Source organism: [Eubacterium] eligens ATCC 27750, from assembly GCF_000146185.1.
Lineage (GTDB): Bacteria > Bacillota > Clostridia > Lachnospirales > Lachnospiraceae > Lachnospira > Lachnospira eligens.
Window position 1 is genome coordinate 819,911 of sequence record NC_012778.1, and the last position, 23,195, is coordinate 843,105.

Genomic DNA, 23,195 nt, shown 5'->3' on the forward strand with positions numbered 1-23,195 from the left:
CTATAGATGCATAAGTATTTGGTTATAGTGGAGTCACCTGCCAAGGTAAAGACTATCAGTAAATTCCTTGGAGCTAATTACAAGGTAATGGCGTCACAGGGACATGTAAGGGATTTGCCTAAGAGCCAGATGGGAGTTGACATTGAACATGATTATGAACCTAAATATATTACGATAAGGGGAAAGGGAGATATTCTTGCTGCTTTAAGAAAAGAAGCGAAGAAAGCTGATAAAGTATATCTCGCAACCGATCCCGACCGCGAGGGAGAAGCTATTTCATGGCATCTTGCAGCGGCACTTAAATTAGAAGATAAAGATATATACAGAATTACATTTAACGAAATCACTAAGAATGCAGTTAAGGCATCATTGAAAGAAGCAAGAAAGATTGATATGAATCTTGTCGATGCTCAGCAGGCGAGAAGAGTATTAGACCGTGTTGTTGGTTATGGAATCAGTCCATTATTATGGGCTAAGATTAAAAGAGGCTTAAGTGCTGGAAGAGTTCAGTCTGTTGCTTTAAGAATGATATGTGACAGAGAGAATGAGATAGATGAATTTATTCCAGAAGAATACTGGTCTATGGAAGCTGTTCTTAATATTAAAGGGGAGAAAAAGCCTTTAATTGCAAAGTTCTATGGCGATGAGAATGGAAAAATTGAAATTAAGAATGGTGCACAGATGCAGGATATTCTTGATGAAGTAAAGAAGAGTGATTTTAGTATTGAAAGCATTAAGAGGGGAGAAAAGGTAAAGAAATCACCACTTCCATTTACTACAAGTACACTTCAGCAGGAAGCAGCTAAAACTCTTAATATGTCTACAAAGCGTACAATGAATATTGCACAGCAGTTATATGAAGGCGTTGATATTAAAGGAAGAGGAACAGTAGGTCTTATTACGTATTTAAGAACAGATTCTACAAGAGTTGCAGATGAGGCTAAGGTATCATCCAGAGAATATATAAGCCAGAATTATGGAGAAAAATATATTCCCCAAGAAGCTAATGCCAAGAAGGATGATAAGAAGATTCAGGATGCACATGAGGCTATCAGACCAACTGATCTTAACTTATCACCGGCAATAGTAAAGGAATCTTTACAGAGAGATCAGTTCAGGCTTTATCAGCTTATCTGGAAAAGATTTGTTGCAAGCCAGATGGCACCGGCTGTATATGAAACGACATCAGTAAAGATTATGGCAGGAAAGTACAGATTCAGCGTAGCAGCTTCTAAGGTTATGTTTGATGGTTTTATGTCTGTATATAAGAATGATGATGACAATGAAGAAAATAATACTCTTGCGAAAGGACTGGACGAGAATTCAGAACTTTCATTGGAAGATGTCAATGGAGTGCAGCATTTTACACAGCCACCTGCACATTTTACAGAAGCATCATTAGTAAAGGCGCTTGAGGAACAGGGAATAGGCAGACCAAGTACTTATGCTCCTACAATATCTACAATTATTGCAAGACATTATGTTATTAAAGAGAATAAGAATCTTTATATTTCAGAGCTTGGAAATGCGGTTAATAATATAATGATAACAGCTTTTCCTACTATTGTAGATGTTAAGTTTACAGCTAATATGGAGTCTCTTCTTGATGGCGTTGCAGAAGGAACCGTGGAATGGAAGGAAATTATAAGAAACTTTTATCCTGATCTTAAAGTTGCAATTGATGAAGCGGAGAAGGAACTTGAACATGTTAAGATAGAAGATGAAGTAACTGATGTTATTTGTGATAAATGTGGCAGAAATATGGTTATTAAGTATGGCCCTCATGGTAAGTTCTTAGGGTGTCCGGGATTTCCTGAATGTCATAATACCAAACCGTATCTTGAAAAGATTGGAGTTCCATGTCCTAAGTGTGGAAAAGATGTTATCATAAAGAAAACAAAGAAGGGAAGAACCTTCTATGGATGTGATGGCTACCCTGATTGTGATTTCGTATCATGGCAGAGACCGTCTGAGAAAAAATGTCCTAAGTGTGGCGGATATATGGTTGAGAAAGGCAATAAAATTGTATGTGCTGATGAGACATGCGGCTATGTAGAGAATAAGAATGACAAGGAACAATAACCGGGTGGTTATTATCAGAAGAAGGATGGGAGATTTACAATGAGTGTTCAGCTTCTTGATAAAACAAGAAAAATCAATAAGCTGCTCCACAATAATCATTCACACAGAGTTGATTTTAATGATATCTGTGATGTGCTTAGTGGAATATTAGAGTCTAATGTTCTGGTTATAAGTCAGAAAGGAAAGATTCTGGGAGCAGGATACTGGAATAATATTGATAGAATAGGCGAACTTATAACAGCGGATGTGGGTGGATTCGTTGACAAGATGTTTAATGAAAGACTGCTTGGAGTATTATCCACAAAGGAGAATGTTAATCTTCTTACACTGGGGTTTACCAGTGGCAGTGAAAGAAAATTTAATGCAATTATTGCACCAGTTGAGATTGCCGGAGAACGGCTGGGAACATTATTTATGTATAAATGTATCAGTGATTATGAAATTGATGATATTATTTTATGTGAATATGGAGCTACTGTTGTAGGACTTGAGATGATGAGTTCTGTATGCAATGAGAATGCAGAAGATGAAAGAAAAAAGAAAATTGTCAAGTCAGCGATTTCTACGCTTTCAGCCTCAGAACTTCAGGCAATAAAGGCTGTTTTTGAAGCTCTTGATGGAACAGAAGGTATTCTTGTAGCAAGCAGGATTGCGGATAATACAGGAATAACAAGATCAGTTATTGTTAATGCACTTAAAAAATTTGACAGTGCAGGTGTTATTTCTACGAAATCATCAGGCATGAAAGGAACAAAAATAAAAGTCCTTAACGAAATTGTGTTTGATGAGATAAAAAAGCTTGATGATTAGGATGTAAAATTGTATAATTGATTCAGCTTAAAGAGTAGGTGTGAAGTGATAAAAGGATGGATCCAATTTATTTGGGTCCTTTTTTGTCAAAATACTTGTAATTTTGACATTATAATTTATAATGTATGTAGTGTTTTTATGTTTTGGTAATAGGCATATTTTGCGTTTTAACACTAAGAAAGGAATAATATATGAGTACAGGTGCTTTTGGTTATGTTAATCTGCTGAAATCAGCAGCAGATGCGAGCTGGACAAGAGAAGAAGTTTTAACTAATAATATTGCTAATGTTGATACACCTAATTATAAGAGACAGGATGTTGAGTTCAGTTCTTTCCTTGCGAATGCATTACAGAGGTCTGGAAAGAGCACCTCATCACTGACACAGAGGGTTAATAATGTTAATTATAATGATTTATCCATAAGAACTTATACTGATAACAGTACACTTTCATATAGAACAGATGGTAATAATGTTGATCTTTCTACAGAGAATGTTGAACTTGCGTCAGAGCAGATTAATTATAATGCGTTAATTGACAGCATGAATAATGAGTTTTCAAGATTTAAGTCTGTGTTAAAATAATTGATGGATTCAGGAGGAAAATCAGCTTATGTCAATGTTTACGGCTTTTAATGTAAGTGCTTCAGGAATGACGGCACAGCAGTTAAGAACAGATGTAATATCAGAGAATATAGCTAATGCAGATACAACAAGAACAAGTGATGGAACACCTTATGTTAGGAAAGCTGTTGTGTTCACTGAAAAAACAATGACAGGTACAGCACTTGGAAAGTCTGCATATGGTTCATATGGAACCGGAGCGTATTCCACATTTTCGGATGCGTTAAGACTTGCCAATGGTGGTGTTGTAGGTAACGGAGTTAAAGTTACATCTGTATATGAAGATACATCAACTGATATGGAAATGGTATATGATCCATCGCATCCAGATGCGGATGAGAATGGCTATGTTACATATCCGAATGTTAATACTGTTCAGGAAATGACTGACCTGATAGATGCGTCGCGTTCATACGAAGCTAATATATCAGCTTTCAACGCAAGCAAGTCAATGGCAACAAAGGGACTTTCAATAGGTTCTTCAACATAAAGTGGATAATAATAACATATTAACTGAAAGAGGAGAATGAATATGGATCTTACTAGTGCGATTGGAACTTTAGGCAGTGATTATGTCAATAAAGTTACATCAGCAATGAAAGATAATGCAACACTTAAAACAACAGGTACAGCAGATTCAGATACTACATTTGATGCAATATATGATTCTGTATCCGGACTGCTTAACAGCACTAATTCTTATGTGCAGAGAGCACAGCAGGCAGAAATTGATTATGCTCTTGGTAACATGACTAATACTCATGAGTTAGGAGTTTATCAGCAGGAAGCTAATATTGCACTGCAATATACAGTTGCAATAAGAGATAAGGCATTGGAGGCCTATAACTCTATTATGAATATGTCAATGTAAATAGGGGTTTTTTATGTTAGATAGATTGAAACAGATTCCAGCGCGACTTCTTGAAATATGGAAGAACTGGACAAGAAATCAGAAAATTATAATTGTAAGTGCGGTGGTTGTATTTATAGCAGCTGTTATCGTTATAGCATATGTTTTATCAAGACCTACATATCAGGAGCTTACCAAATGCGAAGATTACAGTGAGATGAATACAGTTACCACGCTGCTTACAGATAATGGATATACATATCAGATAAATAATATGACTGTTAATGTTAAAAAGCAGGATTTAACTAATGCTAAAATGCTCATTGCATCTAATGACATTAAGCCTTCAGGATATTCACTTGATGATGCACTTAACAGTAGTCTTACTACGACGGAAGCTGACAAGAATAAAAAATATGCAAAGTATCTGGAAACAAAATTTGCAACGGATATAGCATCTCTTGATGGAATTAAGAAAGCTTCTGTTACAGTTCATCTTTCAGATGATACTAATTCTTTTTATTCAACGAAAAAAGATACCACTGTTGCTGTTACAGTTGATACAAGTAAGACTGTATCAGATGACGCTGCTGAGAGCATAGCTGTATTTCTTGCAACAGCGGTTGGAAGCAGCACAACTAACGGAATAACAATTATTGATACGACAGGAAAGACTTTATTTAACGGTTCGGATAATTCGGGTTCAGTATCTAACATCTCATATTCCAGCAAGCTTAAGTATAAGTCACAGATTGAGTCTACTGTTGCAGCCGGAGTTAAGAATACCGCTCTTTCAACATCTCTGTTTAATGATGCGACAGTTGCTATTAATCTTGATCTTGACTGGGATACAGTTAATAAGATTGCAACTGAATATACAGCCCAGGAGGGAAGAGAAGAAGGCTTATACGATACTTCATATGAACTTGAATCGACAGGAAACAATGGAGCGGGTGGAACACCTGGAACTACAAGTAATGGCGAGGGTGGAACGACATACGATCTTACAGATGGAACATCAAGTTCTTCTACATATACTGTAAAACAGTATCAGTATCTTCCTAACCAGCTGGTTACTACAACTAATACTGAACCAGGAAAAATAGTATATGATACATCTACTATGTCCGTTACTCTTATTAAGAATGTTGTATATAACGAAGATGATTGCAAAAAGCTTGGATATCTCGATAACATGACATGGGATGAATTCAAGGCGCAGAACGCTGATCCTGTTCAGGTACAGGTTAATGCTGACTGGATGAATATGCTTTCTAATGCAACCGGAATATCAACTAACAACATAACAGTGCTTGCATATAATGTTCCATATTTTTATGATGCTGCTAAGACAAGTGTGTTAAGCAGAGCATCATTCTGGATACAGATTGCACTTGCAGTTGCAATTCTCGGTATACTTGTATTCATAGTTTTAAGAAGTGCAAGGCCTCTTACTGTAGAAGAAAAGGAGCCAGAGCTTTCTGTAGAAGAAATGCTTGCTTCAACTAAAGAGAATCAGCCTACTGTTGATGAAATTGACCTTCAGGAGAAATCTGAGACAAGAAAGGCTATTGAAAAATTCGTTGATGAGAACCCGGAAGCAGTTGCATTGCTGCTTAGAAACTGGCTTAATGATGACTGGTGATAATTACTGGGGATAATTGAAAAAGATTAATACATATGATTGGAGATGATACATATGCCAAAGCCAACTGCAAGTAGTGAGAGAGAAATGGATGGTGTGGAAAAAGCTGCAACATTACTTATTGCACTTGGACCTGAGAAATCAGCTCAGATTTTTAAACATTTAAAAGAAGAAGAAATTGAACAATTGACACTTGAAATAGCTAATACAAGCAGTGTGTCACCTCAGACAAAAGAGAAGGTACTTAATGAGTTTTATGAAATATGTCTTGCACAGCAGTATATTGCAGAAGGTGGTATTTCGTATGCTAAAGAACTTCTTGAGAAAGCTCTTGGCGAGGACAAGGCGAGAGATGTTATTGGAAAACTTACGGCAAGTCTTCAGGTTCGTCCTTTCGAATTTATCAGAAAGACAGACTCTACTCAGTTACTTAACTTTATTCAGGATGAACATCCTCAGACTATTGCTTTGATACTTTCTTATCTTCCGGCATCACAGGCATCTAATGTTGTATCATCACTTCCACCAGAGAAGCAGGCAGATGTTGCGAAGAGAATTGCTATGATGGACAGGACATCGCCAGATGTTATTAAGCAGGTAGAGAAAGTGCTTGAAAGAAAACTCGCTTCTCTTGTGAATCAGGATTACACTATTGTTGGTGGTGTTGATGCAATTGTTGAAATACTTAATTCTGTTGACAGAGGAACAGAAAAGCATATTATGGAAACTCTTGAAGTTGAAGAACCAGAGCTTGCAGATGAAATCCGTAAGAAAATGTTTGTATTTGAAGATATTCTTTCTCTTGATAACAGAGCTATTCAGAGAGTTCTCAGAGATGTTGACAATCATGACCTTGCTCTTGCACTTAAGGGAGCAACGGAAGAAGTGCAGAATGTTATTCTTAATAACCTTTCAACACGTCTTGCTTCTATGATAAAGGAGGATATGGAATATATGGGTCCTGTCCGTATGAAAGATGTTGAAGATGCACAGCAGAAGATTGTTAATATTATCAGAAAGCTTGAAGATTCAGCAGAAATTGTAATATCACGAGGCGGAGGTGACGAGATAATTGTCTAATCTGTTAAAAAAAGACACTATAATTAATAATGATGAGAGAGTTATTGATTATAATGAGCTTATCAGGAAAAAGATGCAGTCTATAATGAAGTCCAGAAATAATGAAATGGATGCAGATGGTTTTATTAGTGGTCTGCATGCTGATATTGTAGAAGAACTTATATCGGATGATAATACAGCAGATTCACGTACAGATGATTCATCAGAGGGAGAACATCAGGCTGCCGCATCATTGGAAAATATTAATGCAGAAGCTGAAAAAATAATAGAAGATGCAAGACTTCAGGCTGAACAGATAATAGCAGATGCCAATAAAAATGCGGCTGCTGCATTTGAAGAGGCTAAACAGAATGGCTACTATGAGGGTAATGCGGCTGCACAGGAAGAGGCAGACAAAAAGCAGGAACAGCTTGAAGCAGAATATAATAACAGGAAGAAAGAGCTGGAGCAGGAATATAATGATCTTAAAGAAAAGGTAGAGCCACAGCTTGTTGAAGTTATTACTGATGTGTTCAGGAAAGTAACGGGAGTTGTTGCAGAAGATAATCAGCAGATTATTTTGCATCTTATCAATGATGTTATGCATAATGCTGATGGAAGCAGGGATTATGTAATAAAAGTATCTCCTGAAGATTATAAGTTCCTGGTTAATAATCAGGGAAAGATATATTGTGCTATGTCAAGAGAGGTTAATATTGATATAGTTGAGGATACCGGACTTGAAAGAAATCAGTGCATGATAGAAACAAATACTGGAATATTTAATTGCAGTCTGGATATTGAACTTAACAATCTTATAAAAAATATAAAGCTGTTAAGCTGTGTGTAGTGACTGAGATTATATATTATTTGATATAAGGAGGATGAAATGCTGGCAATTAATAAAAATAAATATTTATCATTGACAGAAAAATCCTTCTATAAAAAGTTGGGAAAAGTAACTAAGATTGTAGGACTTACTATAGAATCTGTCGGACCAGATGCAAAACTTAATGATTTATGCAGGATTTATTCTGCAGATAACAGTCAGGAATTATATGCGGAGGTTGTAGGATTCAATGATTCAAGTGTATTGCTGATGCCGTTTGATGTTGTAGATGGAATCGGCCCGGGATGTGTAGTTGAAAATATGGAAAAACCACTGACAGTTAAGGTTGGGGATGGAATATTGGGACATACACTGGACGGACTTGGTAATCCTACAGATGGCTCAGAACTTGAATTGACAGATGAGTATCCTGTTGAAGCTGCTCCACCTGATCCTATGGACAGGGAGATAATAAGCCAGGTCCTTCCATTGGGAGTTAAGGCGGTAGATGGACTGCTTACAGTTGGAAAAGGACAGAGAATTGGTATATTTGCAGGAAGTGGTGTAGGAAAGAGTACGCTTCTTGGTATGTTTGCAAGAAATACGAAAGCTGATATTAATGTTATTGCTCTTATAGGAGAGCGTGGCAGAGAGGTCAGGGAATTCGTGGAAAGAGATCTGGGACCAGAAGGAATGGCAAGGAGTGTTCTGGTTGTTGCTACTTCAGACAAGCCTGCACTTATAAGAAATAAGGCGGCAAAGACAGCAACGGCTATTGCAGAATATTTCAGGGATCAGGGCAAAGATGTACTTCTGATGATGGATTCACTTACAAGATTTTCCATGGCGCAAAGAGAAATTGGGCTTGCTTCAGGGGAACCTCCGGTTACAAGAGGATATCCGCCCAGCGTATATAGTGAAATGCCTAAGCTGCTTGAGAGAGCGGGAATGTCAGATAAGGGCTCAATAACAGGATTGTATACCGTTCTTGTTGATGGTGATGATTTTAATGAGCCTATAACTGATACAGCCAGAAGTATTCTGGATGGACATATTGTATTGTCACGAAAGCTGGGACAAAAAAATCACTATCCTGCTATTGATGTGTTACAAAGCATATCAAGATGTATGAGTCAGATTGTTGACAGGCAGCATAAACAGATGGCGGGACGAATGAAGAATGTTATGGCAACTTATAATGAGGCGGAAGATCTTATTAATATTGGCGCTTATAAGAGTGGTTCCAATAAAAATATAGATTATGCCATTTATAAGATTGATACTGTTAATAAATTTCTTATGCAGCAGACTGATGAAAAATTTGATTATGATGATGAAATATCACAGTTATCAGATATATTTGCAGATTATGAAGCATTTGAAAATGGAACTCTTCAGCTTAAGAGGTAACGGAGGCATGAATGGCTAAATTTTTGTACAGTATGCAGAATGTCCTTAATATTAAAGAACGACTGGAGACGCAGGCTAAAACAGAATTTGCAGAAATGAATAACCGTTTATCAATAGAACAGGATACAATGCGGCGTCTTGTTAAGAGAATGAATATGTATGAGCAGCTTGCAAAGGATTCTGCAACACAAAGCATTGATATTGCCGAAATGCGAAGATGCAATGAGGCTATTAAGATAATAAAAAACCAGATAACACAGCAGGCTGTAAGAATAAGGATTGCGGAAAGAAATGTTGATAATGCAATGAAAAAACTTACAGAGGCTGTTCAGGACAGAAAAATTCATGAGAAGCTGAAGGAAAAGGCGTTTGACGAGTTTAAGCTTGAGTTAAATGCACAGGAAGTGAAAGAGATAGATGAGACAGTAAGTTTTAACTATAATAACAAAGATGAGTAATTGTTGTTTGGAGAAAGAGTATTATGGCTAAGAAAAAAGATGTTAATGTTGATGAACTTGATGAAGATTCAGGGAAGAGTGGCAAGCTTATAAGCGTACTTGTTGCAATTCTTATAATTATAATATGGCTTGTTATATTTGCACTGCTTATCAAAATGAATGTTGGCGGTGTTGGAAGTATGTTAAGACCGTATCTTAAGAATGTTCCTGTTATCAGTAAGATTCTGCCGGATCCTACTGATGAAGAGATTAAGGAAGAAACCGGTAACCAGTACAAGAATCTTTCTGAAGCGATAGACAGAATAAAGGAGCTGGAAGCAGAGCTTAAACAGTATACTGATTCTGACAATGCTTCATCGGAGACTATTGCAGAGCTGCAAGCAGAAATAGCACGCCTTAAGGTGTTTGAAGATAATGCACAGTATTATCAGGAGTTAAAGGATAAGTTCGACAGGGAGGTTGTATATACTGATAATGCTCCGGATATATCTAATTATAAAACATGGTATGAAAGCATTGATGCTGAAAATGCTGCCAAGCTATATGAACAGGTTATAAAAGATCTTGAATATTCGAAGAAGGTTAAAGAGTGGGCAGAGACATATTCGAAGATGGATGCAGCGAATGCGGCAGCAATTTTAGAGGAAATGACCGGAGATACAAATTTGGTATCAGATATTCTTTTGAGTATGACATCTAAGCAGAGAGCTGCTATTCTTGCCGAGATGGATCCTGTATATGCGGCAAAGCTTACTGTAATTATGTATCCTGGCAAAGGTTAAGTTTTGAGGGATATGTTCCGATACACATAGAGGATTAGGAGTATTCTGATCTAATATGCAGGAAAGGAGGAAGAATAATGGTAAGTTCAGTTATTTCGGGAATTTCACAGAAAAGTGTGAGTGCAGTTGGTTCTATATCGGGCAGACAGAATTCACAGGATTCTTATGGGACGGATTTTTCTAAGGTTATGAGTGCATCATTGCAGAATGCAGGCCAGGGGGAAAAGGATTCCTTTGGAGTATCAGGCGATAGTGTGACAGAAACTACAGCTGCCAAGCAGAATAATAATGTTGCCAAGCAGGATAAAATAACTACTGAAAATAAATCTGATGCTGTGGAAGCTTCTAATGAAGGTAAGCTTAAAGAAGATATATCAAAGGCGGTTTCTGATATTAAGGATAAGATTAAAGAAGCTATGGATGTTTCTGATGAAGATATCGAAAATGCAATGGAGCAGTTAGGAATTGGTATTGCTGATCTGCTTAATCCACAGAGTGTTACAGACCTTGTGGTTACATTAAGTGGTAACAGCGATTCATTAGAATTTCTTACAGATGCTTCAGCAGTTGCTGCTCTTGAAGATATTCTGAATGCTGTTAAAGAGATTACACAGAATCTTACAGAAACTTATAATGTTGACATTACATCTGTTAAAGATATTGTCAAAGATCTGGACATGACTTTTGATAAGAATACTGTTGACTATCAGGATGACAGGAAGAGTGATGATAATCTGACTGCAGATACTGCGGAAAGCATAACTGATGTGATTGCAGAAAAGACTGCAGTTAAAGGTGATAATGCAGCTACGGATGAAAAAAAGAATGATTCTGATACACATTTGCAGGATAAGAGCAATGGCAGTATCGAAAGAATAGCATCTGATATGACGCAGAGTATTCAGAAGGCTTTTGGTGAAGTTGTGAGTGAGACATCCGGAGTTAATGAGGTTGATATTGTAAGACAGGTTGTTGAACAGATTAAGGTTACAGCAACTCAACAGCTTTCAAGCATTGAAGTTATGCTTAATCCGGAGAATCTTGGAAAAGTGCATGTTGCAGTTACTGCAAAAGAGGGAATTGTTACAGCACAGCTTACGGCACAGAATGAGCAGGTTAAGGCTGCACTTGAAAATCAGTTGACAGCACTTAAGGAACAGTTTAACAATCAGGGCATCAAGGTAGAAGCAGTTGAGATTACAGTACAGAGTCATGGCTTTGAATCTGAACAGAATCTTGAAGGCAACAATTCTAATCAGGCACAGCAGGAAAAGAAATCTCACAGAAAAATTGATTTAAGCAGTCTTGAGGAACTTGATGAATCTGATATGACTTCAGAGGAAATAAGGGCTAAGGATGCTATTGTTAATGGCAACAGCAGTGTTGAATATTCAGCATAATTATAATAAGAAAGGAGAATATGGATGGCTAGTACGATAGGTGCATGGTCTTATGTTAAGAACGATGGTTCATTGTCTACAAAGGATGATGTTAATACTAATATAAGTTCAACAGGTAAGAATAATAGTTCGGGCAATAAGACAACTCTGGATGTTAATGAGTTTTTACAACTTATGGTTGCTGAAATGCAGAATCAGGATCCACTCGAACCAACAGATAATTCAGACTATATGGCTCAGCTTGCTACATTTACACAGGTAGAGGCAACCAAAGAAATGAATACCAATACTTTGCAGGGAATGGCGTCTGATCTTGTTGGAAAACAGGTTATTATGACAACCAATCAGAATAGTGATGGATTCATCGGAGGAACAGTAGATTACTGGGAATCTATTAATGGAACTGTATATCTTGGAATTGGCGGAAAGCTTTATGATATATCAGATCTTGATACAGTTATGGATAAGTCATACTATGATAAATGGAGTGGAAAGACAGATACAAAGACAGATACAAAGACAGATACAAAGACAGATGCAGATAGTAAAACTGATACAGGTAATACTAAGACAGAGGAGTAACCGTTATGATGAATAATATGATTAATGGAAACATTACTTCTATTGAACAAATGACTGATTATATTGGCAGGAATGATTCCTTAAACAATGTAAGCAAGACTTATGAGGGAAAAACATTTGCTGATATATATAAACAGAAACGTTCAATTGAAGAGGTTATTTCTGATAGTGATATTGATGCATCAAAGAAATTGAAATTCTCAAAGCATGCAGGCGAAAGGCTGAATGAAAGAGATATTCAGTTATCGGATGAACAGATGACAAGGCTTGAGGAAGGAACCGAAAAAGCAATTTCGAAAGGAATCAAAGAATCTCTCGTTATAATTGATGATCTTTCTTTTATAGTTAATACAAAGAACAGGACCGTTATTACAGCGATGGATCAGAATAACAACAATGATAATATCTACACTAATATTGATGGAGCGGTTATTATATAGCTGGACCGAAAGGAAGCGGATGTTCCTGACTGCTTGATGGAACGAAGCTCCTCAATATGGTGTCATCAGGATATTACATATGGGCAAATATGGAGGAACAATATTATGATGAGATCAATGTACTCTGCTGTGTCAGGTCTTAAGGCACATCAGACGAGAATGGATGTTATTGGTAACAATATCGCCAATGTTAATACTGTGGCATTTAAGTCGCAGTCTATGACTTTTTCAGAGGTTTTTTATCAGACAACACAGACCGCTTCAGGACCTAATGCTGAATCAGGTAAGGGTGGTACTAATGCAAAACAGATCGGACTTGGTTCATCTGTAGGTTCTATATCAACATCAATCTCAACAGAGGGTGCATCTGAGAGAACTGATAATGCATTTGATTTAAAGATAGGCGGAAGTGCTTTCTTTATTGTAAATAGTGCAGGCAATACTTTCTTTACAAGAGCTGGTAATTTTAAGGTTGATGAATCAGGCGCTCTTGTAACATCAGCTGGTGCTAATGTTATGGGATGGCAGGTAGATGAGACAGGTAAGGCTGTTAAGGATGTTGTTTCAAAACTTTATGTGAACAGTCCGGAATTTGCGTATACATCTCCTCAAAGGACATCTGCTGTTAATTTTACTGGTAATATTAATGCAAGTTCTAAGGATACTATTACAACAACTCTTAATTTTTATGATAGTCTTGGCAATTCTTTCCAGGCTACTGTTAATTTGGATTATGCCGGTGTACAGGGAGATAATACACAGTACACTATGACATGTGTAGGGGTTTCTAAGAATGGCAATCCTACAGATCTTACATTTACAGCATCCGGACCATTATCATTTAATACACTTACAGGTCTTGCAGATCAGTCTAATGCTAATATACAGCTTACATTTTCTAATGATGCGACTTTGGCACAGACTAACGAAAATATTGATATCAGAACTATTGGAGAGAGCGAGACAAGCCCTGTACTTACACTTAGCGGTTCAGGACTTACAATGTATGCTGATAAGACATCAATTAAGGGTAATCTTGGAATAGATGAGGTTGGAAAAGGTAAGGCTGTCGGTAAAATGACATCAGTTGGCATTGATAATTCTGGATATATTGTTGCCAGCTACAGCAATGGAGATACTAAGAATATAGGTCAGATAGCAGTTGCTACTTTCTCTAACCCGGAAGGTCTGCAGAAAGAAGGAGAAAATCTTTACTCTGCAACACTTAATTCAGGTTCATTTGATGGTATTGGTGAAGATGTTACAACATCAGACGGCAGTATTTCATCAGGCGTACTTGAAATGTCAAATGTTGACCTTTCATCAGAATTTACTAATATGATTACAACTCAGAGAGGATATCAGGCTAATTCGAGAATTATAACTGTTTCAGACACACTGTTAGAGGAACTTATTAATCTTAAGAGATAATTTTTAAGTATAAATGCCCCGGAATTAGATGATTTCGGGGCGTTTTTGTCTGTTTTTTCAAAGTATAACTTGCATTAATCGGTATGAAGTGCTTTAATATATTTAGTTGATTTTAACGGAGGTACTATACCTTATCTTGTATCGGAGGTATTATGATTGAAGTAACGAGACTTAATGGGAAGGATTTTGTTCTTAACGCAGAATTAATTGAAGTTATGGAGGAAACTCCGGATACTGTTATTACTCTTACAACAGGACATAAGTATGTCGTTAAAGAAAGTCTTGATGAAATACTTGACAAGATATTTACATATAAAAAGAATATAATCGGCAATATACATGTCGTTAAGACAGAAGCTGAATGATAATATATAGAACATAAGAATTTTGGAAGGGGCAATTATGGATTTAGCTACACTATTGGGAATAATTATTGGCTTTGGCATGGTTGTACTGGGAATTATAACGAGTACGACCAATCCTACACTGAAAGGAATTATGGATACTTTTGTTGATATCCCGTCGATAGCGGTTACTATTGGTGGTTCTTTGGCGGGTATGCTGACATCGTATACATTTAAGACATTTATCGGACATCTTAAGGGATTCAGCATTGCAATGAAAGATCCTAAGCTTGATAATGGACAGGTAATATCTAAGATTATTGAGCTTTCTAACACAGCCAGAAAAGAAGGCCTTCTGGCACTTGAAGAGGTTGCTCAGGGACTTGACGATGAGTTTATGAAGAAGGGAATTCTTCTTATAGTTGATGGTACTGAGCCTGAACTGGTAAGAGGTATTCTTGAAACAGAACTGGTTAATCTGGATACAAGACATAAGAGTACAATTGGTTTCTTTGATAACTGGGCGGCACTTGCTCCTGCATGGGGAATGATTGGTACACTTTTAGGACTTGTTAATATGTTAAAGAACTTATCTGATTCAGCGTCAATCGGACCTAATATGGCGGTAGCACTTCTTACTACGCTTTATGGTTCGTTGATTGCTAACTGGCTCTGTGTTCCTATATCTAATAAGCTTAAGCTACAGAATAATGATGAGTATCAGCTTAGAGAGATTATTATTGAGGGGCTTCTTTCTATTCAGGCAGGAGAGAATCCAAGAGTTATAGAGGAAAAGCTTAAGTCATTCCTTTCACCATCTGCCAGAACAGCGTTATCTGAGCAAGGAGGAGGTGAAGGCTGATGGCAAAACAGCGTACAGAGGATGCACCACCAGCGGCTCTCTGGAAAGATACATTTTCAGATCTTATGAACCTGCTTTTGTGTTTCTTCGTTTTATTGTTTGCAATGTCAACAGTTGATTCGCAGAAGTTTGAAGAGATTGCAGCTTCACTTTCATCAAGCTTTAGTGTTCTTCCACAGGGTGGTTCAGCCTTATCTAAGGAAGGTATTCTTGTAAGTAGTGGTGCAAGCCAGCTTAATGATTTAAGCACTTTTTATAATAATATGGGACTGAATAATGATGGTAATATGTCACAGGATATTCAGAATGCCTATGATGAAATTGAGAAAGAAGGTCTTGAACAGTCAGAAAGTATGGCTCAAGAGATTAAAGATAAGCTTACTGCAAGCGGTGTGGCAGACCAGATAGAAGTTACAGCATACAGCAAGTATGTTATGCTTAATGTTAATGGTGGAATTTTATTTGATTCCGGTAAAGCTGAATTAACACCACAGGCACTTACATTGCTTGATAAAGTGGCAGATGCACTTATAGAGTATGATGATAATGTAATTACTATAGAAGGTCATACGGATAATGTGCCAATTAATACATCGCGTTATCCTAATAATATGATGCTTTCTTTATACAGAGCATATAGTGTTTTTGATTTCTTTGTTTCTGACAAGGGCTTTTCAGATAAAACAATGTCATCTTCCGGCAGAGGAGATGCAGTTCCTATTGCAGACAATGGAACTCCGGAAGGCAGAGCGCAGAACAGAAGAGTTGAAATAAAAGTGTATAATGCAATTAACAGTTAACAGGAGGATAACTCATGAAAAAGAGTATGCTTAATGTGATAACACTTGCACTTGTATTGGTTAATCTTATACTTACGGTGTTGCTCACATTTTCACTTGTATCTACTAATAAAAAGACGAATTCCTTAATTACCAAGGTCGCTCAAATTATTGACCTTGATGCGGGTGGAGGACTTACTAATAATACATCCGGAAGTGGAAGCACTGGCATAGAAAATATTAAATATGTTGATGTTAAGAATAACGACAGTACAGATATTATTGTTTCGTTTGTTGATAATGGAAAAACAAGATATGCTGTTCTTACTGTATCTTTAGGACTTAATTCTAAGGCTAAGGATTATAGTACAGTATCGACTTCAATCGATAACGGTATGAAAGTAATTGTTAATAAGGTTACTAATGAAGCTAATAAGTATACATACAGTACTATTAGTGCGAATAAGACTGCTATAGAGACTAATCTTCTAAAAGAAATGCAGGAATTATTTAAGACAGAGACGATTCAATCGGTTCTTGTTAATATGGTTATTCAGTAATGATGATATATACAATAATTATTAAAGGAGGTGAGGAAGATGGGAGAGGTTCTTTCACAGAGTGAAATTGATAACCTCTTGAAAGCTCTCAGCAGCGGAGAATTAGATGTTGATGAAATGAAGAATACAGAAGAAAAGCAGGTCAAGAATTATGATTTTGCAAGACCTTCTAAGTTTTCTAAAGAACATTTAAGAACTCTTGAGATTATATTTGAACATTTTGGCAGACTTCTGGCAACGAATCTTCCTGCTTACCTCAGAAAATCGGTGAGTGTTGATGTCGTTAACTCAGAAGTTGTTATATATTCAGAATTTTCTAATGCACTTTCTAATCCTGTATTGCTTGGAGTTGTAGGAATGCAGCCGTTGTCAGGCAATATAATTATGGAAATGGCTTCAAATCTTGGATTTGCCATTGTTGACAGATTGCTTGGTGGTGCAGGTAATTCGCTTGATAAAGAAAGAGATTTTTCAGAAATAGAGCTTTCTATACTGGAAAGAATATTTACAGTCTGCGTTAATCTTATGCAGGAACCATGGGAGAATGTAGTTAAGGTTAATCCAAGACTGGAAAGAATTGAAACTAATTCACAATTTGCCCAGATTATTTCTCCGAGTGAGACAATTGCGATTGTAACCATTAATTTAAAGATTGGTGACGTTGAGGGACTTGTGAACATATGTCTGCCATTTGCTACATTAGAGCCGGTAATGGATAAGCTCAATACCAAATACTGGTTTTCTAATATGCAGGAGAAAGATACTAATACATATGAAGATGCAATTGAGACTGTTATTGATAAGGCAATGATTCCGGTAAAGGCAGTGCTGGGAACATCTAAAATCAGTGTTTCAGACTTTGCGAATCTTCAGATTGGCGATATAATAAGGATTGATAAAAAAGTCGATCAGGAACTGGAAGTGTTTGTTGGAAATATTAAAAAGTTTAAGGCTCTTCCGGGATATTACGAAGATAAATATGCAGTAAGAGTTACAGAAGTAATTAGAAAGGAGAGTGAATAAGAATGGATGGAATGTTATCCCAGGACGAGATAAATGCACTTCTTAGTGGAATGGGGTCAGGAGGAGATGATGCTGAATCAACAGGTACAGCTACTGTGACTGACACACCGGATAACAACTCAGCAGAAGACAGTTTTACTCTTACAGAATCAGAAAAAGATGCTGTTGGAGAAATATCTAATATAAGCATGGGAACAGCAGCTACAACACTTAGTTCGCTTCTTTCTCAGAAAGTTAATATTACAACTCCAAAGGTTGAGGTTGCAACATGGGATGATTTATCAAGGGAATATGACAGACCATGTGTTATGATGCAGATTTCATATAAAGAAGGTCTTGCTGGAAATAATGTACTTATTCTTAAGGAAAATGATGTTAAGATTATTACAGATCTTATGATGGGAGGCACAGGAACTGCTAATCCGGATGAACCGCTTTCAGAGTTACATCTGAGTGCAATAGGTGAAGCAATGAATCAGATGATGGGTTCTGCAGCAACATCTATGTCGTCAATGTTTAACAGAAAGATAGATATTAGTCCTCCAGTTGCAAATCTTGTTGAAACTTATAATGAGTTAGATGAGGGAATGCCTGCATTTCTTAATAAACCTTTCGTTAAGGTAGCATTTAAAATGCAGATTGGCGACCTTATTGATAGTGAGATTATGCAGTTATATCCTAAAGAGTTTGCACAGGAATTATTGAATATGTTTACGCCATCATCTGATGACAGCAGCAATTCGCAGCCACAGCCAGAACCACAGCCGGCGTCGCAGGCACCGGTACAACAACCAGCACCACAGGCCCAGCCGGTACAACAACCAGCACCACAGGCCCAGTCGGTACAACAGCCTGACATGAATATGCAGCAGGCAGGTATGATGGGACAGGCAGTGCCACAACAGGGAATGGCTATGCAGCAGGGAATGCCAATGCAGGGTATGCCGTATGGATATGGAATGCCAATGCAGGGTATGATGGGACAGCCAATGCCAATGCAAGGCTATGCACAGCCACAGGATGTCAATGTTGCTCCGGCAGCATTTCAGCCATTTGCTACAGATGTCAATCCAATTTCACAGAAAGAAAACATCGAACTTATAAAGGATGTTCCACTTGAGGTAACTGTAGAACTTGGAAGAACAACAAAGTCAATCAAGGATATTCTTGAATTTGCGCCAGGAACAATTGTTGAGCTTAATAAGATTGCAGGAGAATCTGTGGATGTTCTTGTTAATGGCAAGTATGTAGCTAAAGGCGAAGTGGTTGTTATTGAGGAGAGCTTTGGTGTTCGTATAACTGAAATTATCAAATAAATTATTACAACTTTCTAAAATTTGTAAAAAAACAGTAGGAAAATTGTGATTTTTGTTGTATAATGCATTAGAATGAATTTGGTGAAAAATTTGTTTTTTCGGATAGGAGAAATTTATGGCAAAAAATATTTTGATTTGTGATGATGCTGCATTCATGAGAATGATGATTAAGGATATTCTCACAAAGAACGGATACAATGTTGCAGGTGAAGCAGAGAATGGTGCTAAGGCGGTAGAGAAATACGCTGAATTAAAGCCAGATCTTGTACTTATGGATATAACAATGCCAGAGATGGATGGTATTGAGGCACTTAAGAAGATTAAGGCATCAGTTATTATGTGTTCTGCAATGGGACAGCAGGCTATGGTTATTGAGTCTATACAGTCAGGTGCTAAAGATTTTATTGTTAAGCCATTTCAGGCTGACCGTGTTATTGAGGCTGTTCAGAAGGTTGTTGGATAATAATGTTTGTTTTAGCAGGATTGAATAGTAGATGGGAAGCGTTTTGCACAGTTGCTTACGCTTCTCGTTATTTTTATATTTGTATTAGCGCTTACATATTTTGTTACAAGATGGGCTGGCAGTATGCAGAAGAATAAAATGGCAGGCAGTAACATCCAGATACTTGAGACTATGAGAGTGACTAATTCAAAGTATATCCAGATTATCAAGATTGGCAGCAAATGTTTTGCTGTTGCAGTCTGTAAGGATACTATGACCTTCTTATGCGAGGTTAATGAGGATGAACTGGCATATTCGTCAGATTCAAGAGTAATCAATACCGAAGGTTTCAAGACAATACTAGAGAAGTTTAAGAAAGACAAACCGGATAATTAGTTAGGCAGGGACAGATAGTTTATGTTACGGTGGATTAGAAAGCACAAAAAGGCATTAGTTGGAATATCATCAGGCGTTGGAGTATTTTTAGCAGTTGTTACAATGCTTACATATAGGGTAATGGCTGCAGATACAGATACTGCTTCGGGAAACAGCTTGATCAATATCGGTATATCTGCAGGCGATGGTAATGATATGGCTAGTGTTTTACAGATGCTTCTGGTACTTACGGTTATTTCACTGGCTCCATCGATTCTTATTATGCTTACATCGTTTACGAGGATTGTTATAGTTCTGCATTTTACAAGAGCAGCTATAGGAACGCAGACGGTACCGCCTAATCAGGTTATCATAGGTCTGTCTTTATTTTTGACTTTTTTTGTTATGTCACCTACATTTACAGAAATTTATGACAGTGCTTTAAAGCCGCTATCTAATAATGAGATATCGGTAGAGGAAGCGTATGAAACAGGCGTTAAGCCGCTAAAAACATTTATGCTGAAGCAGACATCTACCAAGGATCTTGATACTTTTTTTAAGATTGCTGGATATGAGGAAGGATCTGTTACATCTGAAGATGATATTTCTATGACAGTACTTGTGCCGTCATTTATTATAAGTGAATTGAGAATAGCATTTATTATAGGATTCCTTATTTATATACCATTTATTATTATTGATATGGTTGTATCTTCAACTCTTATGTCAATGGGTATGATGATGCTTCCACCTACTACGATTTCTGCACCATTTAAGATTCTGCTTTTTGTTATGGCAGATGGATGGAATCTTATAATTGGAAATCTTATAACTACATTTAAGTAAGACAGGGGGAGAATGACATGGATGCTGGACAGGTTGTAACAATTGCAAGGCAGACAATATGGGTTATAGTCAAGACATCTGTACCTCTTTTGCTTGTTTCTATGATAGTGGGACTTATAATAAGTCTTTTTCAGACTCTTACTTCAATCCAGGAACAGACACTTACATTTGTTCCTAAACTTCTTGCTATTATGATTGCGCTTATGCTTATGGGGAACTGGATTCTTAATGAAATAGTTTCTTTTATGCAGATGCTTTGGGGAAGTTTTGGTCAATATGTTTGATGGCAGGTATAGGGTGTTATGAATTTTACTTTTGCTTTAGCACAATTTGAACTATTTGTTTTGATATTAATAAGGCTGGCATCTTTTGTATTTGCTGCGCCTTTTTTTAATATGGCAAATGTACCTAACAGGGTTAAGATTGGGTTTTCATTTTGCCTTACAATTATGGTATATTCGCTATTTCCTGATATGTCAGTTGAATATAATGGAATGATTGAGTATGCAATTATTGTTGTTGAGGAAATTATAGTAGGAATTCTTCTTGGTGCAGTATCATCATTCTGTGTCCAGATTATTATGTTTGCTGGTAAGATAATAGATATGGATATAGGTATTTCAATGGCGCAGCTTTATGATCCGACAACCAGAATGCAGGTTGGAATTATGGGGAATTTTTATTATTACATGATGATGCTTCTGCTTATTATTTCTGGAATGCATCAATATCTTGTTTCAGCTATAGTTGAGACATACAGAGTTATTCCTATTGGTGGAGTAAAATTTGGAGCTGGTATTTATACTGGCATAATCGGGTTTGTGTCTGATTTTTTTGTTATTGGATTCAGAATAGCATTGCCCGTTTTTGCTGCTATACTTATGCTTAACTGTGTCCTTGCTATTCTTGCAAAGGTTTCACCGCAGATGAATATGTTCGTTGTTGGTATGCAGCTTAAGATTTTTGTTGGTATATTTGTTATTTTATTTACGATTTCAATGCTTCCATCAGTTTCTAATTTTATTTTGGATGAAATTGAAAAAATGTTTGCGATATTAGTAAGGGGTATGAGTTAGTGCAGGATACATTACTTTATATGAATCTCCAGTTGTTTGCTAAAGACGGACCGGGCGGAGAAAAAACTGAGCCGGCAACCAGTAAGAAGCTGGATGATGTAAGAAAAGAAGGACAGGTTGCAAAGAGCAAAGAGCTTATAACTGCTGTGTCTCTTATGACATTATTTATAATCATTAAAATATATGTTGGTAATATTGGTACTAAACTGATAGACTCATTTAAGACGATATATGGACTTATGGGAAAGGTTATTGATGACAGTTCTAAAGGAGTGACTGTTAATATGGCTGCAAGTATTGCGAGTCAGGCATTTACCATTATTTTAAATGCGGTTATACCCATTCTTATTATTGCAGTTATTATTGCCATTCTTGGAAATGCATTACAGCAGAGATGGATGGTTACGGCAAAGCCTTTAGCACCTAAGGCCAGTAAAATTAATCCGCTGAATGGATTTAAGAGACTTTTTTCTGTAAGACAGCTTTTTGAACTTTTAAAAGCTATAGCAATGATGTCGATTATTGTTATTATGGTGTATAACTGTGTAAAGAAGAATATGAACATTCTTCTTACATTTTATGATGTTACTCTTTATACGGCTCTTGCAACGGTTGGCAATATAATTATTAATCTTGGAATTCAGATAAGCGCAGTATTTCTTGTGGTTGGATTTGTTGATTTGCTGTATCAGAGACATAAGTTTAAAAATGATAACATGATGACTAAGCAGGAAGTTAAAGATGAATTCAAGAATGCAGAAGGAGATCCGCAGGTTAAAGGTCAGATAAGACGGAAAATGCAGGAAATTTCAAGAAGGAGAATGATGCAGCAGCTTCCTGAAGCTGATGTGGTCATAACTAATCCTACACATTTTGCTGTTGCATTGAAATATGAACCTGATGAAGGAAAAGCGCCTGTGGTTATTGCAAAAGGAGCTGATTATCTGGCTTTCCAGATTAAAGATAGAGCTAAAGAATATAATATAGCGATTGTTGAAAACAAGCCGCTTGCGAGAATTTTGTATCATAATGTAGATATAGGAACAGAAATTCCTCCTGAATTATATTATGCGGTTGCTGAAATTCTTGCATCTGTTTTACGCGCAAATAATAGATAATAGTCGAAATATGTGATATGATATAAAATAATGACTAAATTGAAAGGAGAGAA

Annotated in this window: 27 protein-coding genes; all 27 read left to right on the forward strand. The window is 36.8% G+C overall.

Translation table 11 applies throughout. From position 1 onward, the window contains the following. Nucleotides 1-6 precede the first annotated feature (6 nt). Nucleotides 7-2,082, forward strand: coding sequence for a type I DNA topoisomerase (topA, locus tag EUBELI_RS03850; RefSeq protein WP_012739047.1), 2,076 nt, complete (start codon nucleotides 7-9; stop codon nucleotides 2,080-2,082). A 39-nt stretch (nucleotides 2,083-2,121) separates the two neighbouring features. Continuing rightward, complete coding sequence (codY, locus tag EUBELI_RS03855; RefSeq protein ID WP_012739048.1) at nucleotides 2,122-2,892, forward strand: GTP-sensing pleiotropic transcriptional regulator CodY; 771 nt, start codon at nucleotides 2,122-2,124, stop codon at nucleotides 2,890-2,892. Between the two features lie 191 nt (nucleotides 2,893-3,083). Continuing rightward, nucleotides 3,084-3,476 carry a flagellar basal body rod protein FlgB gene (flgB, locus tag EUBELI_RS03860; RefSeq protein ID WP_012739049.1) on the forward strand — a complete coding sequence of 131 codons (393 nt, stop codon included), beginning with the start codon at nucleotides 3,084-3,086 and terminating at the stop codon, nucleotides 3,474-3,476. Between the two features lie 28 nt (nucleotides 3,477-3,504). After that, the gene (flgC, locus tag EUBELI_RS03865) at nucleotides 3,505-4,005 is read left to right on the forward strand and encodes a flagellar basal body rod protein FlgC (protein ID WP_041688037.1); all 501 of its coding nucleotides are present in this window, start codon (nucleotides 3,505-3,507) and stop codon (nucleotides 4,003-4,005) included. A gap of 42 nt (nucleotides 4,006-4,047) precedes the next feature. Then, nucleotides 4,048-4,386 (forward strand): flagellar hook-basal body complex protein FliE, encoded by a 339-nt coding sequence (locus EUBELI_RS03870; RefSeq protein ID WP_148231339.1) that lies wholly within the window; start codon nucleotides 4,048-4,050, stop codon nucleotides 4,384-4,386. 13 nt (nucleotides 4,387-4,399) lie between these two features. Next, the gene (locus EUBELI_RS03875) at nucleotides 4,400-6,010 is read left to right on the forward strand and encodes a flagellar M-ring protein FliF C-terminal domain-containing protein (RefSeq protein ID WP_012739052.1); all 1,611 of its coding nucleotides are present in this window, start codon (nucleotides 4,400-4,402) and stop codon (nucleotides 6,008-6,010) included. A gap of 45 nt (nucleotides 6,011-6,055) precedes the next feature. Then, nucleotides 6,056-7,090 carry a flagellar motor switch protein FliG gene (fliG, locus tag EUBELI_RS03880; protein ID WP_012739053.1) on the forward strand — a complete coding sequence of 345 codons (1,035 nt, stop codon included), beginning with the start codon at nucleotides 6,056-6,058 and terminating at the stop codon, nucleotides 7,088-7,090. Further along, on the forward strand, nucleotides 7,083-7,919 hold the full coding sequence (locus EUBELI_RS03885; RefSeq protein WP_012739054.1) for a FliH/SctL family protein: 837 nt from the start codon (nucleotides 7,083-7,085) through the stop codon (nucleotides 7,917-7,919). Before fliG ends, EUBELI_RS03885 begins: the two co-directional genes overlap by 8 nt. A 39-nt stretch (nucleotides 7,920-7,958) precedes the next feature. Continuing rightward, nucleotides 7,959-9,308: a flagellar protein export ATPase FliI gene (gene fliI / locus EUBELI_RS03890; RefSeq protein WP_012739055.1), complete on the forward strand. Its 1,350-nt coding sequence runs from the start codon at nucleotides 7,959-7,961 to the stop codon at nucleotides 9,306-9,308. Between the two features lie 11 nt (nucleotides 9,309-9,319). Continuing rightward, entirely contained in the window at nucleotides 9,320-9,766 is a 447-nt protein-coding gene (gene fliJ, locus EUBELI_RS03895; RefSeq protein WP_012739056.1) for a flagellar export protein FliJ, read from the forward strand. Nucleotides 9,767-9,789: 23 nt separating this feature from the next. Further along, nucleotides 9,790-10,548, forward strand: coding sequence for a MotE family protein (locus tag EUBELI_RS03900; RefSeq protein ID WP_012739057.1), 759 nt, complete (start codon nucleotides 9,790-9,792; stop codon nucleotides 10,546-10,548). Between the two features lie 77 nt (nucleotides 10,549-10,625). Further along, a complete protein-coding gene (locus EUBELI_RS13555; protein ID WP_012739058.1) occupies nucleotides 10,626-11,948 on the forward strand; it encodes a flagellar hook-length control protein FliK in 1,323 nt (440 codons plus the stop codon). 24 nt (nucleotides 11,949-11,972) lie between these two features. Beyond that, the gene (locus EUBELI_RS03910; protein ID WP_012739059.1) at nucleotides 11,973-12,530 is read left to right on the forward strand and encodes a flagellar hook assembly protein FlgD; all 558 of its coding nucleotides are present in this window, start codon (nucleotides 11,973-11,975) and stop codon (nucleotides 12,528-12,530) included. Between the two features lie 5 nt (nucleotides 12,531-12,535). Then, nucleotides 12,536-12,970 carry a TIGR02530 family flagellar biosynthesis protein gene (locus EUBELI_RS03915; protein WP_012739060.1) on the forward strand — a complete coding sequence of 145 codons (435 nt, stop codon included), beginning with the start codon at nucleotides 12,536-12,538 and terminating at the stop codon, nucleotides 12,968-12,970. Nucleotides 12,971-13,075: 105 nt separating this feature from the next. Next, complete coding sequence (locus EUBELI_RS03920; protein WP_041688041.1) at nucleotides 13,076-14,401, forward strand: flagellar hook protein FlgE; 1,326 nt, start codon at nucleotides 13,076-13,078, stop codon at nucleotides 14,399-14,401. Between the two features lie 152 nt (nucleotides 14,402-14,553). Continuing rightward, entirely contained in the window at nucleotides 14,554-14,766 is a 213-nt protein-coding gene (locus tag EUBELI_RS03925; RefSeq protein ID WP_012739062.1) for a flagellar FlbD family protein, read from the forward strand. Nucleotides 14,767-14,803: 37 nt separating this feature from the next. After that, entirely contained in the window at nucleotides 14,804-15,607 is an 804-nt protein-coding gene (locus EUBELI_RS03930; RefSeq protein ID WP_012739063.1) for a motility protein A, read from the forward strand. Beyond that, on the forward strand, nucleotides 15,607-16,407 hold the full coding sequence (locus EUBELI_RS03935) for an OmpA/MotB family protein (protein WP_012739064.1): 801 nt from the start codon (nucleotides 15,607-15,609) through the stop codon (nucleotides 16,405-16,407). Before EUBELI_RS03930 ends, EUBELI_RS03935 begins: the two co-directional genes overlap by 1 nt. A gap of 14 nt (nucleotides 16,408-16,421) precedes the next feature. After that, complete coding sequence (locus tag EUBELI_RS03940) at nucleotides 16,422-16,946, forward strand: hypothetical protein (RefSeq protein WP_012739065.1); 525 nt, start codon at nucleotides 16,422-16,424, stop codon at nucleotides 16,944-16,946. Between the two features lie 39 nt (nucleotides 16,947-16,985). Further along, nucleotides 16,986-17,969: a flagellar motor switch protein FliM gene (gene fliM, locus EUBELI_RS03945; RefSeq protein ID WP_012739066.1), complete on the forward strand. Its 984-nt coding sequence runs from the start codon at nucleotides 16,986-16,988 to the stop codon at nucleotides 17,967-17,969. Between the two features lie 2 nt (nucleotides 17,970-17,971). Further along, nucleotides 17,972-19,285, forward strand: a complete 1,314-nt coding sequence (gene fliY, locus EUBELI_RS03950; RefSeq protein ID WP_012739067.1) for a flagellar motor switch phosphatase FliY — start codon at nucleotides 17,972-17,974, stop codon at nucleotides 19,283-19,285. A gap of 115 nt (nucleotides 19,286-19,400) precedes the next feature. Next, nucleotides 19,401-19,748: a response regulator gene (locus EUBELI_RS03955; RefSeq protein WP_012739068.1), complete on the forward strand. Its 348-nt coding sequence runs from the start codon at nucleotides 19,401-19,403 to the stop codon at nucleotides 19,746-19,748. Between the two features lie 51 nt (nucleotides 19,749-19,799). Then, nucleotides 19,800-20,123 carry a flagellar biosynthetic protein FliO gene (locus EUBELI_RS03960; RefSeq protein WP_012739069.1) on the forward strand — a complete coding sequence of 108 codons (324 nt, stop codon included), beginning with the start codon at nucleotides 19,800-19,802 and terminating at the stop codon, nucleotides 20,121-20,123. A 21-nt stretch (nucleotides 20,124-20,144) separates the two neighbouring features. Further along, nucleotides 20,145-20,948, forward strand: a complete 804-nt coding sequence (gene fliP / locus EUBELI_RS03965; protein WP_012739070.1) for a flagellar type III secretion system pore protein FliP — start codon at nucleotides 20,145-20,147, stop codon at nucleotides 20,946-20,948. A gap of 17 nt (nucleotides 20,949-20,965) precedes the next feature. Continuing rightward, nucleotides 20,966-21,232 carry a flagellar biosynthesis protein FliQ gene (fliQ, locus tag EUBELI_RS03970; RefSeq protein WP_012739071.1) on the forward strand — a complete coding sequence of 89 codons (267 nt, stop codon included), beginning with the start codon at nucleotides 20,966-20,968 and terminating at the stop codon, nucleotides 21,230-21,232. 18 nt (nucleotides 21,233-21,250) lie between these two features. Beyond that, nucleotides 21,251-22,024 (forward strand): flagellar biosynthetic protein FliR, encoded by a 774-nt coding sequence (gene fliR, locus EUBELI_RS03975; protein ID WP_012739072.1) that lies wholly within the window; start codon nucleotides 21,251-21,253, stop codon nucleotides 22,022-22,024. Continuing rightward, nucleotides 22,024-23,142, forward strand: coding sequence for a flagellar biosynthesis protein FlhB (gene flhB, locus EUBELI_RS03980; RefSeq protein WP_012739073.1), 1,119 nt, complete (start codon nucleotides 22,024-22,026; stop codon nucleotides 23,140-23,142). Before fliR ends, flhB begins: the two co-directional genes overlap by 1 nt. The last annotated feature ends 53 nt before the right edge of the window (nucleotides 23,143-23,195 follow it).